Here is an 18,542-nt window from a genome sequence, read left to right as displayed (position 1 = left end):
CCCTGCAATATTTGCTGTTAGGCATTTTGCAGGGCTTTCTCTAGGTTTTTAGCTTTCATCCATTTTTCTATACAGAGTAGCTATGCTTATACCAAGTTTTTGAGCTATAAGTTTTTTTCCGTCTAAGTCATTTCCGTATTTGTTGATATAGTCTGCTATTACTTTTTTTTCGTAGGACTTAGTCATTTCGGGAAGTGTTAAGTCTATTTTAGAAACAGAAGTGTTATTCCATTTTTTGTTTATAGTTTCAGTATCAATATAATTGCTAGTTTCAAAGTTAACAGCATATTCAATTAGATTTTTTAGCTGCCTAATATTCCCTGGAAAGGAGAAGTTGAGCAAGGCTCTTTCGCAATTTAATGTGAATCCCTTAATGTTTTTACTATAGAGTTCATTGTATTTTTCTAAGAAATATTTAGCTAATAGAATAACATCATATCCTCTTTCGCGTAAAGGGGGAATAATTATAGGTACAACATTAAGTCTGTAAAATAAATCTTCCCTAAATTTCTTGTCTGACACCATATTGGGTAAGTCTTTATGAGTTGCAGAGATAATTCTTGGATTAACTTTAATAGCGTCATGACCTCCTACCCTCATAAGTTCCTTTTCTTCTAGTACCCTTAATAATTTAACTTGCATGTGTAGTGGTAAGTCACCGATTTCATCTAAAAATATAGTTCCATCTTTAGCCATTTCAAACTTACCTATCTTACCTGAAATATTTGCTCCTGTAAAAGAGCCTTTTTCATATCCAAATAGTTCACTTTCAATAAGATTTTCTGGTATAGCACCACAATTAATAGGCATAAAAATTTCATTTTTTCTACGACTAGAGAAGTGAATTGCTTTAGCAAAAACTTCTTTGCCCGTACCACTCTCACCTAGTAAAAGTACGGATATATCTCTTTCAGCTATTTGTATAGCTTCACTTTTTACCCTCTTAAGTATTTCACTTTCCCCAATAATATCATCGAAAGTTACTATTCCCGATACTTTGTGGGCTTTGAATACAGATTCTTGCATTTTATCAAAATCTGAAAATACTAATACGGTGCCTTGCTTACGATTTTTTACGATAATAGGGGAAGCATTAATTATAAATTTATACTTTTCTATATTAAGTGGGCCTATCTCTCCATTGAAATCTTTTTCAATTAAAGTATCTACTATTTTTGAAGGCAAGATCTCAGAAATTGAAGAGTGCTGAGTTATATTGGAAATATTTAATCTATCTTTCATATATTTATTAATGGATAATATAATTTTGTTATTATTAAGTATTATTATGCCTTCGTTTAAGGAATTAATTAAAGTCATGAGCTCAGAAGAACGATATTCAACGATGATTCCTAGTTTTTCTTCATTTATTCTTGTGGAGATTAAGCTACTTAATCTGCTCTCAAAAGTTTTAAAGTCCTCCTGTTTATTGATAAATTCTTCTTTTGTCTTATCGTCAAAAATACACATACCTAATATGCCTATAATCTTATTATTAATTTTCATGGGGATGCATAGTTCTAATTTTTCTTTGCAAATATCTCGTCCATGACAATCTATACATAATTCGTCAGTAGAAGGATCCGTTATTAAGTATTGTCTCCCAGAAGTTAGAGATTTTTCAAAAGCTGAATTTTTGGGTACGTAATAGCCTATTTTATCTTTAAATACACCAGTACCCGCAATTCTCTTAAGATTATTATCAACTATGGTTACGTCAATATTAGTTATAGCTTTTATAGTTTCAGCTATATTTTGAAGCTCATTTATTATATTATTCATAAAAGTAACCTCCCCGTGTTATTTCAAAAGATTCTATATTTATGATACCATTAAATTATCAAATTTGATAATTTATTTTTATTATTAATAAATTTGATAATTCTATAAGTATAGTACTTAATTTTGTTTGCTTCTCTATATAATTATCAATAATGATAAATTATAATTTGGCAATTATGATAATTACTACAGAGTACCCGTTGGCACAACATTTGCTTTATATAATAAAAAGCAGTTTAAGGGGGAAAAGAAATATGGATAATAATCTTATTATAGAAATTTTGAAAGCTGGAGTAGCACCTGCATTAGGATGTACAGAACCCGGAGCAGTAGCTTATGGAGTGGCTAGGGCAAAAGAAATTTTAAATGGAGAAGTAAAAGAATTAAATATATGGGTAGATAGAAATATTTTAAAGAATGGAATGGATGTGGGTATTCCTGGAACCAAGGAGAAGGGCATTATATTTGCAGCGGCTCTAGCTTTAATATGTGGAAAATCAGATTATAAATTAGAAGTGCTAAAGGATTCATCCGATAAAGATATAGAAGAAGCTTATAAGCTAGTAGATAAAAAAATCATAAAAATAAATTTAGAAGAGAGTATAAGTGGGTTATATATAAAAATTATTGCTAAAGGAGAAGAAGGAGAAGCTACTGTAGTAATTAAGGATAATCATTTAAATATAATTAGTGAAGAGAAGAATGGAAAGCAACTTAAGTCAGATAATATAAAGGGGAAGGATACGCAGGAAGTAAAAAATAACAATATTGAGATAAAGCATAGAATAAAGGAATTTACAATTAATCAATTAATAGATTTTGCAGATACTGTAGATTATGAAGATATCATATTTATCAATGAAGGTATAGATATGAATATGAGAATGGCTTTCATAGGTGCTAATGAAGATTTGGGCATAGGAATGGGAAGATTATTGAAAAAAGAAGCTAAAGACTTAGAGTCCCTTGCAAAGGCTTTAACGGCTGCAGCGTCAGAAGCTAGAATGTCAGGATATCCACTTCCGGTAATGAGTAGTGCGGGTTCTGGAAACCATGGTTTAGTTACAATATTGCCTATTTCAATTTTTGGAGATGAAAAGGGATTAGATAAAGAACTCATAGTGAGAGCAGTGACCTTAAGCCATTTAATAACAGCCTATGTAAAAGTCCATACAGGCGCATTATCGGCAGTTTGTGGTTGTGGTGTAGCCGCAGGAGTAGGTTGTGCAGCAGGTCTTACTTATTTAATGGGAGGAAATCGTGAACAAATTAAAGGTTCTATTAAAAATATGATAGCTGGATTAACAGGTATGATATGTGATGGAGCCAAAATAGGGTGCTCCTACAAATTATCTATATCCGTAGCATCGGCAATGGAAGCTGCAAAATTAGCATTGAATAATTTATTTATACCATCAGATAATGGAATATTAACAGACAGTGCAGAAGAAACAATTAAAAACCTTGGTAAAGTATCTGTAGAAGGAATGAATAACACGGATAATGTTATACTTGAAGTAATGCTTAATAAGTGTGTGTAAGTGAAGAGTTTTAAATAATAAAAACGGCCGCCAGCAAATATTACGCAGGAGGCCGTTATTCATATATTTTACTTTGACCATTACTGTACTAAAGTAAAGTAAGGTGCTATAATATATTTTGATGAAGGGGTGGTGATTATATGAATATGGATTTTAATTTAACAGTTTCCCAAGAACAAAAGTTAATAATGACACCACAAATGCAACTTTCTGTGAGGATATTACAGTTATCTTCTTATGAGCTACAAAAGCTTGTGGAAAAGGAAATTCAGGAAAACCCTCTTTTGGAAGCTAAGTACAGCAATAATGGTGAAAAGGCTAGTGAAATAGATTATAAAAAATTTATAAAGCATTTAGAATTTGATAGTTATGATAATCGTGTTAATTATAAAAGTGAGGATGAAGAAGTTTCTCCTTTTATGTTCATTAGCGAGAAGAAATCACTGAAAGAGCATTTAATAGAGCAGGTTAGATATTTAAATGAAAAGGATTGCATTAAATTAGTATGCGGATACATTATAGAAGGCATTGATGAGAGAGGATATTTAGGTGAAAGCTTAGAGAGTGTGGCAAAAACTCTTAAAATATCATTAGAACTTGCAGAAGATGCTTTAGAAGTTATTCAAAGCTTAGAACCAGATGGAATTGGAGCTAGGGATTTAAAAGAATGTCTGCAAATACAGTGTTACAAAAAAGGGTTAAATGATTCTATATTACATGAAATCATCAATAGTCACTTAGAGGATATAGCAGAAAATAAATATAATGTTATTGCTAAGACATTAAATATAGATGTAAAAAAGGCTCAAGGTTATGGAGATTTTATAAAGACCCTTCAACCTAAGCCTTCTAGTGGGTTTTATACAGGAGAAGAAGTAAAATATATTATGCCTGATGCTTATATAAGAAAAATAGATGGTGAACACCATATAGTAATGAACGAAGAATTAGCACCGAGGCTTTCTATAAATAACTTGTATAAGGGCATTTTGAATAAAGATGAAGATAAGAAAGCTATTGAATATGTAAAAAGTAGACTAGATAGTGCTACTTTTTTGATAAAAAGCATAGAACAAAGAAAGAGTACTATATATAAAGTTTTGGAAAAAATTCTTCAAATTCAAAAGGACTATTTTGAACATGGAGAAAAATATTTAAAGCCAATGACTTTAAAAGAAATTGCAGATAGTTTAGAAATACATGAATCTACAGTTAGTAGAGCCATTAGAGATAAATATATTTACACGGATAAAGGAACTTTGAAGATAAAGGATTTATTCACAACAGGTCTTTCGTTTAAAGGAATAGAGGATTGTTTTTCTACAGTAGAAGCTAAGAATAAAATAGAAAAATTGATTAATGAAGAAGATAAAAGAAGCCCCCTATCTGACCAAGCTATAGCGGATATGCTAAAGGAAAAAGGCGTGAATATTTCTAGAAGGACTGTGGCAAAATACAGAGAAGAATTAGGAATAAAATCTTCTAAAGGGAGAAAGAGATATTAATTGTCTCTCTTTCTCTATTTAAATTTTATTTTTAATTAATATTTTCTATTGGAAAATTTATAGAATTGGTTTATAATATAAGTGGGACTAAAAAATAATTAGCGGGACAAATATTGACCAGTGAGGTGCTTCGATTGGAAGAAGTATTAAAAATACAGCAGAAAATTATACCTGAGATGATAGAATTAATGGAAAAAAGGTATAATATATTAAGAAATATTTATTACAGTCAACCTATTGGAAGAAGAATGCTTTCTAGAAACTTAGAGTTAAGTGAAAGAATTGTTAGAACAGAAATCAATTTTTTAAAAGAACAAAACTTTATAGAGATAACTCTTCCAGGAATGGTAATTACGCCTCAGGGAGAAGAAGTTATAGATAAGCTTAAGAATTACATACACCAAACTAAAGGATTAAATGATTTAGAAAACATAATTCGGCAAGCGCTAGGAATTAGAGATGTTATAATAGTTCCAGGAAATTTAGATGAAGATTTAAATGTAATGAAAGAGTTGGGAAAAGTTGCTGCAAATTATTTAAAGAGTATTTTAAGCGATAGCAGTATTATTGCTATAACTGGAGGAACTACAGTAAAAGATGTAGTGGAAAGCATGCCTAAAATTAATAATTTAAATAATATGATTGTTGTGCCTGCAAGGGGAGGTATGGGTAGAAATTTAGAAACTCAAGCTAACACTCTAGTATCAAATCTTGCTAATAAATTAAACTGCAATTACAAGCTTTTGCATGTTCCTGATAACTTAAGTAGTGAAGCAGTAAATGCCATGGTTAAAGAAAAGTCTGTTAAAGATATTTTAGATGTAATATATAGTGCTAATATATTAATTTATGGCATAGGAAGAGCTGATGAAATGGCTAGACGAAGAGGGCTATCTGAAGAAGAAATGGAAATGTTAAACTTAAAGAAAGCTGTAGGAGAAGCCTTTGGTTATTATTTTGATAGAGAAGGAAAAATAGTATATTCCAATCCTACTATGGGAATAAAAAATGAACATATAGGAAATGTTGAACATATAATTGCAGTGTCGGGTGGAGAAAGCAAGGCTGAAGCTATAATTGCCACTGAATTAAATAATAAAAATGGAATTTTGATAACCGATGAAGGTGCTGCAAGGAAAATGGTAAGACTTTTTAATGAAAATTAAATTAGTAAATTTAAATATATTACCAAATTTAATAAGGGTAATATAAGTTTTACAATATTAAGGAGGGTATTTTTATGATTAAAGTTGGTATTAATGGTTTTGGAAGAATAGGTAGAAATGTATTTAAGGCTTTAGTGAAAAAATACAATGGAGAATTAGAAGTAGTTGGGATTAATGATTTAACAGTTCCATCTACATTGAAGCATTTATTAAAATATGACTCACTTTATGGAAAATTTGATGGAACGGTAGAAGCTACAGAAAATTCAATAATAGTAAATGGAAAAGAAATTAGAATATACGCAGAAAGAGATCCTAAAAACATACCATGGGGAGAATTAGGAGCTGATATAGTATTAGAGTGTACAGGATTATTTACTAATGCAGATAAGGCTAAGGCACATATTGAAGCAGGAGTTAAAAAGGTAATTATATCAGCACCAGCTAAAGATGAAGATATCACTATAGTTTTAGGGGTTAATGAAGAAAAATACAATCCAGCAGAGCATAATATTATATCTAATGCATCTTGTACAACTAACTGCTTAGCACCATTTGCTAAGGTTTTAGATAGAGAATTTGGTATAGTAGAAGGACTTATGACAACAATTCACTCCTATACAAATGACCAACAGATTTTAGATGCTCCACACAAAGATTTAAGAAGAGCAAGAGCAGCAGCAGAAGCTATGATTCCAACAACAACTGGTGCAGCTAAAGCAGTGGCTTTAGTTTTACCACAATTAAAAGGGAAATTAAATGGTTTAGCTATAAGGGTACCAACCCCAACAGTTTCAGTAACGGACCTAGTTTGTACATTAGGAAAGGATGCTTCTGTAGAAGAAATAAATGCAGCTTTCAAAAAAGCATCAGAAACAGATATGAAGGGAATATTAGGATATAGTGAAGAACCGCTAGTTTCCATAGATTACAGAGGAGATGAAAGATCTTCAATAGTTGACGGACTTTCAACTATGAAGATAGGAGAAAGAATGGTTAAAGTTATCTCCTGGTACGATAATGAATGGGGTTACTCACAAAGATTAGCAGATTTAACTAAATACGTTGCGGATAGATTATAATAGCTTATAATTAATATTAGCTAAAAGGGGTTTTGTTTGTAGTTAGGGCTATAAGGCAAGCCCCTTTTACTTACGTTATTCATTATAAAGAAAGGGTGATATTATGAGTTTAAATAAAAATACCATAGAAGATATAGAGTTAAAGGGCAAGAAAGCTTTGGTAAGATGCGATTTTAATGTGCCTTTAAAGGATGGAAAAATAACAGATGAAAATAGATTAATAGGAGCTATTCCTACAATTAAATATTTAATGGGAAAAGGTGCGAAAGTAATTTTATGTTCACACATGGGGAAACCAAAGGGAGAAGTAAAACCTGAATTATCCTTAGCGCCTGTAGCTAAAAGGTTATCTGAACTATTAGGAAAAGAAGTAGTTTTTGCGGCGGATGATAATGTAGTTGGAGAAAAGGCTAAGGCATCAGTGGAAAAAATGAAGGATGGAGACATACTTCTTTTAGAGAATACTAGGTTTAGAAAAGAAGAAACTAAAAATGAAGAAAACTTTTCTAAAGAATTAGCATCTCTTGCAGATATCTTTGTAAATGACGCCTTTGGAACTGCTCACAGAGCACATTGCTCTACAGTAGGGGTTACAGAGTTTTTACCTGTTTCAGTATGTGGATATTTAATTCAAAAGGAATTAAAATTTTTAGGAGAAGCAGTTGAAAACCCAGTAAGACCTTTTGTTGCAATACTAGGAGGAGCAAAGGTATCAGATAAGATTAATGTTATAAATAACTTGCTGGAAAAAGTAGATACATTAATTATTGGGGGGGGAATGAGTTACACATTCTTAAAATCTCAGGGCTTTACTATTGGAAACTCATTAGTTGAGGAAGATAAGGTAGAGTATGCTAAAGAAATGATAGAAAAAGCAAAAGCTAAGGGAGTAAAATTACTTTTACCTATTGATAATGTGGTTGCTGATAAGTTTGCAGCAGATGCTAATCCTATTATAACAGAAAACCAAAATATTAAAGAAGGCTACATGGGATTAGACATAGGACCAAAAACAGCTACAATTTATGCTGAAGAAGTTAAAAAAGCTAAAACTGTAATTTGGAATGGACCAATGGGAGTATTTGAATTTGATAATTTTGCTAGTGGAACAATTGAAGTGGCAAAGGCAATGGCAGAATCAGAAGCTACTACAGTTATAGGTGGAGGAGACAGTGCTGCAGCTGTTAATCAGTTAGGATTTGGAGAGGAAATGACTCATATATCCACAGGCGGAGGAGCTTCCTTGGAGTTCTTAGAAGGAATAGAATTGCCAGGAATTGCAGCTTTGAATGATAAGTAAAGAGGGGGATTTTGAATTGCGTAAAGCTATAATAGCAGGTAACTGGAAGATGCATAATACTATTGAAGAAGCGGTTAAACTAGTAGAGGAATTAAAGCCTTTAGTGGAAGGTGCCCATTGTGAAGTAGTGGTTTGTCCAACCTTTGTTTGTCTTTCAGAAGTTAAAAAGACTATAATAGGGTCAAATATAAAACTTGGCGCTCAAAATATATATTTTGAAGAAAAGGGAGCTTTCACGGGAGAGATATCCCCAGGTATGCTTAAGTCCCTAGGGGTAGATTATGTTATTATTGGACATAGTGAAAGAAGACAATATTTTAATGAAACAGATGAAATTGTAAATAAAAAAATAAAAGCAGCTTTAAAGCATGATATAATGCCAATTCTTTGTGTTGGTGAAAGCTTAGAAGAAAAAGAAAGCGGAATAACCAAGGAAGTTATAGGAAGTCAAATGAAGCTTGCTTTATTAGGTTTAATAGAAAAAGAAGTAGAAGCTTTAGTTATTGCCTATGAGCCTATTTGGGCAATAGGTACTGGTAAAACTGCCACTTCAGAAGAAGCAAATGAAACTATAGGCTACATTAGAAGTATAATAGAAAGCTTATATGGAAAAGAAGTTAGTGAAAAAGTAAGAATACAGTATGGTGGTTCAGTTAAACCTTCTACTATTAAAGAGCAAATGTCAATGCCTCATATTGATGGAGCTTTAGTTGGAGGAGCAAGTCTAAAGGCAGAAGAATTTGGAGCCATTGTAAACTACAACAGGGGGTAAAATATGGTTAAGCCAGTAATGCTAATGATTTTAGACGGATTTGGTATAAGCAATAAGGTAGACGGTAATGCTATTTTAGCTGCTAACAAGCCAAACTACGATAGCATAGTTAATAATTATCCTAATACTCATTTAAAAGCAAGTGCTTTGAGTGTGGGGCTTCCAGAGGGACAAATGGGAAACTCAGAAGTAGGGCACTTAAATATTGGAGCAGGTAGGATTATATATCAAGAATTAACTAGAATTACTAAAGCTATAGATGACGGTGATTTTTACGAAAATAAAGCTATAAATGAAGCCATGGATAAAGCCTTAGAAAGTAATGGCGCTCTTCATCTTTTAGGACTACTTTCCGACGGTGGAGTTCATTCACACATATACCATGTAAAAGCTCTTTTAACCTTAGCTAAGAAAAAGGGCTTAAATAAGGTATACCTTCATGGGTTTTTAGATGGAAGAGATGTTCCGCCATCTTCTGCAAAGGAATATATACTAGATATAGAAAACTTTATGAAAGAAGTAGGTGTTGGAGAAGTAGCTACAATATCCGGTAGATATTATGCTATGGATAGAGATAAGAGATGGGAAAGAACTAACTTAGCTTATAATGCTATAGTGTTAGGAGAAGGAGAAAAAGCTAATTTCGCCGTGGAAGCTGTAGACCTGTCTTATAATGACAATAAAACGGATGAATTTGTTTTACCTACGGTGATTGTAAGGGATGAAAGACCTGTTGCTACTATAAAAAATGGAGATTCAGTTATATTCTTTAACTTTAGGCCGGATAGGGGAAGACAATTAACTAGAGCTATAAATGACAGAGTTTTTGATGGATTCAAAAGGGAAAGTTTAAATTTAAACTTTGTTACCATGACACAATACGATGTAACCATAGAAAATGTTAAGGTTGCCTATGAGCCAGAGACATATTCAAATACCTTAGGGGAATATGTAAGTAGCTTAGGACTCAAGCAGCTTAGAATAGCTGAAACGGAAAAATATGCTCATGTTACCTTCTTCTTTAACGGAGGAATAGAAAAGGCTAATGAAGGAGAAGATAGAGCATTAATACCTTCTCCAAAGGTGGCAACTTATGATTTAAAGCCAGAGATGAGTGCTTACGAAGTAACAGAAGAAGTTTTAAAAAGAATTGACAAAGATGAATACAGCTTAATTATATTAAACTTTGCTAACCCAGATATGGTAGGTCATACAGGGGTCTTTGAAGCGGCAAAAACTGCTGTAGAAACGGTAGATATTTGTATGGGAAAAATAGTGAATAAAATACTAGAAAAGAATGGTACAGTTTTCTTAACTGCAGACCATGGAAACTCAGAGCAAATGATAGATTTCTCTACAGGACAGCCAATGACTGCTCATACTACAAATGAGGTGCCATTTATATATATTAGTAACCACTCTAAAGAAAAGGGATTAAGATACGGAGGAATACTAGCAGATATTGCTCCAACTATATTAAATGAAATGGGACTAGAAGTTCCAAAGGAAATGACAGGAAAAAGCCTTATAGGCAAATAATAAAGGAGGATTTTATAATGAGAAATTATTTGGAAATTGTTGATGTTGTAGGAAGACAGGTGTTGGATTCAAGATGCTTTCCAACAATTGAAGTAGATGTAGTATTAGAAGATGGAACAGTAGGAAGAGCAGCGGTACCATCAGGGGCATCCACTGGAATATTTGAAGCGGTAGAATTAAGAGATGGGGACAAAGCAAAATATAATGGTAAGGGTGTATTAAAGGCTGTTGATAATGTTAACACTTTAATAGCTTCAGAGTTAATAGGATTAAATGTTTTTGACCAAGTTATAATAGACAAAACTATGATAGCTCTTGATGGAACTGATAATAAAGGAAAACTTGGGGCCAATGCTATGCTGGGAGTATCCCTTGCATGTGCAAGAGCAGCAGCTGAGGCTTTAGGATTAAGCCTATATCAATACATAGGAGGAGTAAATGCAAAGGTTCTTCCACTACCAATGATGAACATAATAAATGGAGGAAAACACGCAGACAATAACGTAGACCTTCAAGAATTTATGATTATGCCAGTAGGAGCGCCAAGTTTTAGTGAAGCTTTAAGAATGAGCGCAGAAGTATATCATACTTTAAAATCTCTTCTAAAGTCTAAAGGCTATGACACAGGCGTAGGTGATGAAGGCGGTTTTGCACCAAACTTAAGCTCTAATGAAGAAGCTATTCAAGTTATTGTTGAAGCTATAGAAAAAGCTGGCTACACACCAGGAAAAGAAATATTTATAGCTCTTGACCCAGCATCATCAGAAATATTTAAAGATGGAAAATATCATTTAGAAGGAGAAGGAAAAGTACTAACTCCTGCAGAGATGGTAGAGTACTATGCTAACTTAGTAGAAAAGTATCCAATAATCTCCATAGAAGATGGTATGGCAGAAGAAGATTGGGAAGGCTGGAAGCTAATGACTGACAGACTTGGAAGCAAAATTCAAATAGTTGGAGACGACTTATTTGTTACTAACACTGATAGATTAAAAATGGGTATTGAAAGAAAAGTTGCTAACTCAATACTTATAAAATTAAATCAAATAGGAACATTAACAGAAACTTTGAATGCTATAGAAATGGCAGAAAGAGCAGGATATACTGCAGTTGTTTCTCATAGATCAGGAGAAACTGAAGATACAACTATAGCTGATTTAGTTGTAGCAGTTAACGCAGGACAAATAAAAACAGGGGCACCTGCTAGAAGTGAAAGAGTTGCTAAGTACAATCAATTATTAAGAATTGAGCAAGAATTAGGAGATGCAGCTGAGTATAGAGGAATGAATACTTTCTATAATATTAAAAAATAATAAATAAACTGTTATATATTTATGGAGAAGTGTCAATAATACAAAAAATGCACTTCTCCTTAGGTTTAATAAAAACTTTACTATATAATTCACAAATTCGTTGTTCTATAAGAAAACTTGTGTTAAAATATAATGTGTTGAAAAACTAATATGGTGGATTATAAATTTGGAGGTTTTGATAATGAAAACTTTTTTAATATCTATGCAGATAATAGTATGTTTCGTTTTAATTGGTTCAATTCTTGCTCAACCAGCTAAAACTTCTGGTTTTAACTTAATGACAGGTGGGACTAGCGAGAGTTTTTATTCAAAGAATAAGAGCAGAACTTTTGAGTCTGCAATGTCAAAATTAACCGTGGTATGTGCATTATTATTAGGTGCAATAACTTTAGCACTTAATTTAGTGTAACTAGTAGTTAATATTTATATATTTTTATATATTTTTATATAAAATTTATATACATAATAAAATCTTATAGTAGGGGGATCAACATGAACGCTTATTTAATTTACACTGTTTTGGCAGGACTATTAGCACTTATATTTGCATTTGTATTAAGTAGTTCTATCGCAAAAGAAAGCGCTGGAGATGGAAAGATGGCTGAAATAGCTGGTCATATCCATGACGGAGCTATGGCTTTCTTAAATACTGAATATAAATATTTAGGAATATTCGTTGCAGTAGTTGCTGCGGTATTAGGATTCCTAGTAAGCTGGCAAACATCAGTATGCTTTATATTTGGAGCATTATTCTCAATACTTGCTGGATACTTTGGAATGAACGTAGCTACAAAGGCTAACGTAAGAACAGCAGAGGCTGCAAAACACGGTCAAAGCAAAGCATTAAAAATTGCTTTCTCAGGTGGAGCAGTTATGGGATTGTCCGTTGTTGGTTTAGGTATCGTTGGATTAGGAGTTGCTTATTACGTTTTTGGTGGAAATATTGAGTTTATAACAGGATTTGGACTTGGAGCCAGCTCAATAGCTTTATTTGCACGTGTAGGCGGAGGTATTTATACTAAAGCTGCGGACGTTGGAGCTGACCTAGTTGGTAAGGTAGAAGCAGGAATACCAGAAGATGACCCAAGAAATCCAGCAGTTATAGCAGATAACGTTGGTGATAACGTTGGTGACGTTGCTGGTATGGGAGCTGACCTTTTTGAATCTTATGTTGGAGCTATAATATCAGCTTTAACTTTAGGATCTGTTATTTTTGCAAACAAAGAAGGAATTATGTATCCTTTCTTACTTTCAGCAATAGGAATAATTGCATCAATAATCGGTGTTATGTTTGCAAGAAATAGTAAATCAGAAAATCCACAAAAAGCTTTAAACTCTGGTACATATATGGGCGGAGTTATTGTTATTATTGCTGCTGCCATATTAAGTAATGTAATATTTGGAAATTTAAAAGCATTCTTTGCTATAGCAGCTGGATTAGTAGTTGGTATGGCAATAGGTAAAATTACTGAAATGTATACTTCAGATGAATATGATTCAGTTAAGAAGATTGCAAATCAATCTGAAACAGGACCTGCAACAACTGTTATTTCAGGGCTTGCAGTTGGTATGTATTCAACATTATGGCCAATTGTTTTAATTTGTGTTGGTGTAATTGTTGCTTTCTTCGTAATGGATGGAGCTTCTAACGTTTCTATGGGACTTTACGGTATAGCTCTATCAGCAGTAGGTATGCTTTCAACTACAGGAATTACAGTTGCAGTTGATGCTTACGGACCAATATCAGATAATGCTGGTGGTATTGCTGAAATGGCAGGACTTCCAAAGGAAGTAAGACAGGTTACTGATAAACTTGACGCTGTTGGAAATACAACAGCAGCTATTGGTAAAGGTTTCGCTATAGGTTCAGCAGCACTTACTGCGTTAGGATTATTTGCATCCTATGCACAAGCAGTTGATATGAAATCTATAGATATATTAAATCCAATTACATTAGTTGGTGTATTTATAGGTGGTATGTTACCATTCCTATTTGGTGCTTTAACTATGGAATCCGTTGGTAAGGCAGCAAATGAAATGATCGAAGAAGTTAGAAGACAGTTTAAGGAAATACCAGGTCTTATGGAAGGAACAGGAAAGCCTGACTATAAGAAATGTGTAGATATTTCTACAGCAGCAGCTATTAAGGAAATGGTTCTTCCTGGGGTTTTAGCTATAGTAGTGCCTCTTTTAATAGGGTTACTTTTAGGTAAAGAAGCTCTTGGAGGACTTATAGGTGGGGCTGTTGTTACTGGAGTTTTAGTTGCTATATTTATGTCCAATGCTGGTGGAGCTTGGGATAACGCTAAGAAGTACATTGAAGGTGGTACTCACGGTGGAAAAGGAAGCTATGCTCATAAAGCTGCAGTAGTTGGTGATACAGTTGGTGACCCATTCAAGGATACATCAGGACCATCAATGAACATCCTTATAAAGCTTATGACTATTGTTTCCCTTGTATTCGCACCAGTTATTGTTCAATACGGTGGAATATTATTAAATATACTTAAATAAAATAAAACTAACTGATAGGACTCATCGTAATGATGAGTCCTAATTTTCTAAGTTGAATAATTTTCATACATATAACTTAAACTAAATATAAATAGGAGGTGTAAAAATGAATATACAAGATAAAATAATTGAATTTATGAAAGAACAAGCTTATAAACCAATGAATGCATCTGAACTGTCGAAAGCTTTTAAAATAAAGGCAGATGAATTTCAAGATTTCCTTAAGGTGTTAAACTTTATGGAGAAGGATGGAATCATAATAAAAACTCGTACTGAGCACTATGGAGTGCCAGAAAGAATGGGGCTTGTAGTAGGTAAACTCCAAGGACATCAAAAGGGTTTTGGATTTTTGATTGCGGAAACAGAAAGACCAGATATATTCATTCCTATATCTAATATGAACGGAGCTATGCATGGCGATAGAGTAGTTGTTAAAATATTGAGAGAAGAAAATGAAGGCAAAAAGTGTGAAGGGGAAATAATTAGAATATTAGATAGAGCTAATAAAACTATAATAGGAATTTATGAGGATAGCAAAAATTTTGGATTTGTAGTTCCAGAAGAAAAAAGAATATATCAAGATGTATTCGTATCTAAGGGAGATGCAAAAGGTGTAAAATCAGGCCAAGTAGTTATTGTAGAAATAACAAAATGGCCAGATGGAAGAAGAAACCCCGAAGGAAAAATTGTTGAAGTTCTAGGAAACAAAGGTGATAAAGGTTTAGATATTTTAACTATTATGAAGAAGTATAAACTACCTGAAGAGTTTCCAGCAAAGGTTGAAAGTTATGCAGAGGGTATTCCTGAAGAAATTAAGGAAGAAGAATACGAAAAAAGAACGGATTTGAGAAATCTGAAAATAGTAACGATAGATGGTGAAGATGCTAAGGATTTGGATGATGCAATATCTATAGAAAAGCTAGCTAATGGAAACTACTATCTAGGTGTGCATATAGCAGACGTATCTCATTATGTTAAAGAGAAAAACCCATTGGATAAGGAAGCCTTAAAGAGGGGGACTTCAGTTTATTTAATTGATAGAGTTGTCCCAATGCTTCCTAAAAAGCTTTCCAACGGAATATGTAGCTTAAATCCTAGAGTGGATAGATTAACCCTTACTTGTTTTATGGAAATAAACCACGATGGTAAGGTAGTAGATTATGAGATTGTGGAGAGCGTAATAAAAACTAGCGAGAGAATGACCTATACAGATGTAACTAAAATACTAAGAGATAAGGACGAAGAATTAATGAAAAGATATGATTATCTCTTAGGTGAATTTAAGGCTATGGAAGAGCTATATGAAATTCTTTATAAAAAGAGAATACATAGAGGTGCCATAGACTTTGATTTTGAAGAATGTAAAATAATATTAAATGAGCTAGGTAAACCTGTTGATATAAAACCTTATGAAAGAGCTGTTGCCAATAGAATAATTGAAGAGTTCATGCTGGTTTGTAATGAAACTGTAGCTGAGCATATGTTCTGGGCAAATGCACCTTTTGTATATAGAGTTCATGAGGAGCCAGATTTAGAAAAACTAAACCATTTCAACGAGTTTGTTCATAACTTAGGATATGTGCTTAAATTAACTAAAGAAATTCATCCTAAATCTCTTCAACAAATAGTAGAAAAGGCTAGGGGTAAAAAGGAAGAAACTGTAGTTAATACATTGCTACTTCGTTCACTGCAAAAGGCTAGATATTCACCAGAATGCGTAGGGCACTTTGGATTGGCAGCAAGATATTATTGTCACTTTACATCCCCAATCAGAAGATATCCAGACTTAATAATTCATAGAATAATAAAAGAATTTATAAATGGAAAAATGAATGAAAAGAGAATGCAAAAATTAGTTTCGGAAGTAGAGTATGCATCTCTTCAATCTTCAGATATGGAAAGACTTGCAGACGAAGTGGAAAGAGAAGTTGATGATTTAAAGAAAGCTGAGTACATGAGTGAAAGAATAGGAGAAGTATATGATGGTATAATTTCTTCAGTAACTTCTTTTGGATTATTCATAGAATTACCTAACACCATAGAAGGGCTAGTTCATATAAGTGCATTGTCAGATGATTACTATATATATGATGAAAAGCATATTTGCCTTATTGGAGAAAAAAGTAAAAAGATATATAGGCTTGGCGATGAAGTGAAAATTAGAGTTGATAAAGTTGATTTAAATACTCATGAAATTTACTTCGAATTCTTAGAAGAAGAGGTTGAAGACAGTGAAGAAAAAACCTCTGAGGAAAGAAACCTAGAAGAGGGAGAGATGGAAATAACTATTCCTATATCAGGTTATAGAAGCTCGGAACAATAGTTTTTAGCGTATTAGTTTAGGAGGGGATTCCTCTAGGGGAATTTCTTCCTACCTTTGAAATTTTTATTATAATGTGTTATAATAAAATACTACTAATTATATGATAAAGCAGGTGTTTCTATGGGGAAGGAATCAAAAAATAAAACTTTAGCTGAAAATAGAAAAGCAAGACATGACTACTTCATAGAAGAAGTTTATGAAGCTGGTATAGAATTGGTTGGCACAGAAGTAAAATCCATAAGAGGTGGAAAAGCCAACTTAAAGGATAGTTATGCAGATATAAAAAATGGGGAAATATATATATGTAATATGCATGTAAGTCCCTATGAGCAAGGTAATATTTTTAATAAAGATCCTTTAAGAGAAAGAAGATTATTACTTCATAAAAGTGAAATATATAAACTAGCAGGCTTTACAGCCCAACAAGGATATACTTTAGTTCCTTTATCTCTTTATCTTAAGAACGGCAGAGTAAAGGTTAGCTTAGCAGTAGCTAAAGGTAAAAAGCTATATGATAAGAGAGATGATATGCTAGAAAAGGCAGCAAAGCGTGATATTGAAAGACAGTTAAAGGAAAGAAGTAGATATTAGTCCTTAAGTTTAGCAAGTAAGCTAATAATTACTATTGATAAATAGTTTAAATTGATATATTATTATATTGTCATCAAGACGATGTAAATTTAATATAACAGAAATGCAAATTGTAGTTTATCTCATATTATAATAAAATTACTAGAAACGAGCAGTACTAGGCATAAAGTGAACGAGGAGCGGAGTTTACTACGGTAAATGAGTACCGCAGAGAGCTTTATAACGACGTAATGCGAAGTTTATAGAAAATTTTTAACATGGGGGCGTACATGGTTTCGACGGGGGTAAGTTGCCTCTGGGAAGCGAGTCGAGGGGTCCTGGGCCCGCGTTAAAAAACTGGGATTTAAATGTAAACGCAAACGATAATTTTGCATTAGCTGCCTAGTTAGCAGCTCGTCAGCCTAAGAGTCCCACGACTTAGGGTCTGGCGTCGACAGTGGGGTACCGAGCCTAGCAAAGCTTTGACCTAGGAACGGAAATTATGAAGCTACTGAAACTAGAAGCCTGTCCTTAGGCGTCTGGTAGAGGGAATGTTAAAATAAGGACTGCACTCGGAGATGCTCAGGGGTTGCTGCTTTCGGACAGGGGTTCGATTCCCCTCGCCTCCACCAAGAAAAAAGCCGTATGCAAGAAATTGCATGCGGCTTTTACCTTATGTTTATAAACTTTTCGTAAAAGTCATTTTTAGCTTTTAACATTTCTTTAGAGTATCTACCATTTCTAGGAGTTACTTTTTTATACTCATTAATAATTAATTCAGCTCTTTTCTTTTTGTCCTCTAATATAAGATAAGGGTATATTTATTACTGCTTAAGATATGAGGAGCCTATTTTTACAACAAAAAATGGTCAGGGAGATTTAACTGTTATGAGCATTGAAATCATGGGAATTTTTCAGTTGAACAATACAACAAAAATGATTGCTATATTAAATATTGTACATAGAAATCCTTTACAATATATGTAAAACATGGTAATATATTAATGAGGAAATTAATTAACATACAATTAACATAAAATATTTAGAAGTTTGAGTAGTTAAATTAAAAAAATAATAGTTGTGACAGGAGAACTGGAGTGTCAACAACAAATAACACGTTTTTAATATGTGATGT

At 33.0% G+C, this 18,542-nt stretch carries 13 protein-coding genes and 1 other RNA gene; 13 read left to right on the top strand and 1 reads right to left on the bottom strand.

Annotated elements, in window-relative coordinates; translation table 11 throughout:
- Positions 1–48: 48 nt before the first annotated feature.
- Positions 49–1,782, bottom strand: a complete 1,734-nt coding sequence (locus tag ABDZ69_RS13185; protein WP_343770326.1) for a sigma-54-dependent Fis family transcriptional regulator — start codon at positions 1,780–1,782, stop codon at positions 49–51.
- A 254-nt stretch (positions 1,783–2,036) separates the two neighbouring features.
- Between ABDZ69_RS13185 and ABDZ69_RS13180 the strand changes: the two genes are divergently transcribed.
- The 13 genes from ABDZ69_RS13180 to ssrA all read left to right on the top strand — a co-directional run bounded on the left by ABDZ69_RS13180 (position 2,037) and on the right by ssrA (position 18,039).
- Positions 2,037–3,323, top strand: coding sequence for an L-cysteine desulfidase family protein (locus ABDZ69_RS13180; protein ID WP_343770324.1), 1,287 nt, complete (start codon positions 2,037–2,039; stop codon positions 3,321–3,323).
- Positions 3,324–3,469: 146 nt separating this feature from the next.
- Positions 3,470–4,828, top strand: a complete 1,359-nt coding sequence (gene rpoN, locus ABDZ69_RS13175) for an RNA polymerase factor sigma-54 (protein ID WP_343770677.1) — start codon at positions 3,470–3,472, stop codon at positions 4,826–4,828.
- Positions 4,829–4,962: 134 nt separating this feature from the next.
- A complete protein-coding gene (locus ABDZ69_RS13170; RefSeq protein ID WP_343770322.1) occupies positions 4,963–5,994 on the top strand; it encodes a sugar-binding transcriptional regulator in 1,032 nt (343 codons plus the stop codon).
- Positions 5,995–6,068: 74 nt separating this feature from the next.
- Positions 6,069–7,076, top strand: a complete 1,008-nt coding sequence (gene gap / locus ABDZ69_RS13165; RefSeq protein ID WP_343770320.1) for a type I glyceraldehyde-3-phosphate dehydrogenase — start codon at positions 6,069–6,071, stop codon at positions 7,074–7,076.
- Between the two features lie 103 nt (positions 7,077–7,179).
- A complete protein-coding gene (locus tag ABDZ69_RS13160; RefSeq protein WP_343770318.1) occupies positions 7,180–8,376 on the top strand; it encodes a phosphoglycerate kinase in 1,197 nt (398 codons plus the stop codon).
- 16 nt (positions 8,377–8,392) lie between these two features.
- Complete coding sequence (gene tpiA, locus ABDZ69_RS13155) at positions 8,393–9,148, top strand: triose-phosphate isomerase (protein ID WP_343770675.1); 756 nt, start codon at positions 8,393–8,395, stop codon at positions 9,146–9,148.
- 3 nt (positions 9,149–9,151) lie between these two features.
- The gene (gpmI, locus tag ABDZ69_RS13150) at positions 9,152–10,687 is read left to right on the top strand and encodes a 2,3-bisphosphoglycerate-independent phosphoglycerate mutase (RefSeq protein WP_343770316.1); all 1,536 of its coding nucleotides are present in this window, start codon (positions 9,152–9,154) and stop codon (positions 10,685–10,687) included.
- Between the two features lie 17 nt (positions 10,688–10,704).
- Positions 10,705–12,000, top strand: a complete 1,296-nt coding sequence (eno, locus tag ABDZ69_RS13145; protein ID WP_343770314.1) for a phosphopyruvate hydratase — start codon at positions 10,705–10,707, stop codon at positions 11,998–12,000.
- Positions 12,001–12,181: 181 nt separating this feature from the next.
- Complete coding sequence (secG, locus tag ABDZ69_RS13140) at positions 12,182–12,409, top strand: preprotein translocase subunit SecG (protein WP_343770312.1); 228 nt, start codon at positions 12,182–12,184, stop codon at positions 12,407–12,409.
- Between the two features lie 83 nt (positions 12,410–12,492).
- The gene (locus ABDZ69_RS13135) at positions 12,493–14,514 is read left to right on the top strand and encodes a sodium-translocating pyrophosphatase (protein ID WP_343770310.1); all 2,022 of its coding nucleotides are present in this window, start codon (positions 12,493–12,495) and stop codon (positions 14,512–14,514) included.
- Between the two features lie 106 nt (positions 14,515–14,620).
- Positions 14,621–16,837: a ribonuclease R gene (gene rnr / locus ABDZ69_RS13130; RefSeq protein ID WP_343770308.1), complete on the top strand. Its 2,217-nt coding sequence runs from the start codon at positions 14,621–14,623 to the stop codon at positions 16,835–16,837.
- 120 nt (positions 16,838–16,957) lie between these two features.
- Positions 16,958–17,428, top strand: coding sequence for an SsrA-binding protein SmpB (gene smpB, locus ABDZ69_RS13125; protein WP_343770306.1), 471 nt, complete (start codon positions 16,958–16,960; stop codon positions 17,426–17,428).
- A 259-nt stretch (positions 17,429–17,687) separates the two neighbouring features.
- Positions 17,688–18,039: a transfer-messenger RNA gene (gene ssrA / locus ABDZ69_RS13120) on the top strand.
- Positions 18,040–18,542 lie beyond the last annotated feature (503 nt).

The organism is Clostridium malenominatum (assembly GCF_039521365.1).
Lineage (GTDB): Bacteria > Bacillota > Clostridia > Clostridiales > Clostridiaceae > Clostridium_AW > Clostridium_AW malenominatum.
The sequence above is the reverse complement of the archived record's forward strand: the minus strand, read 5'-3'. Positions and strand labels throughout refer to the sequence as shown.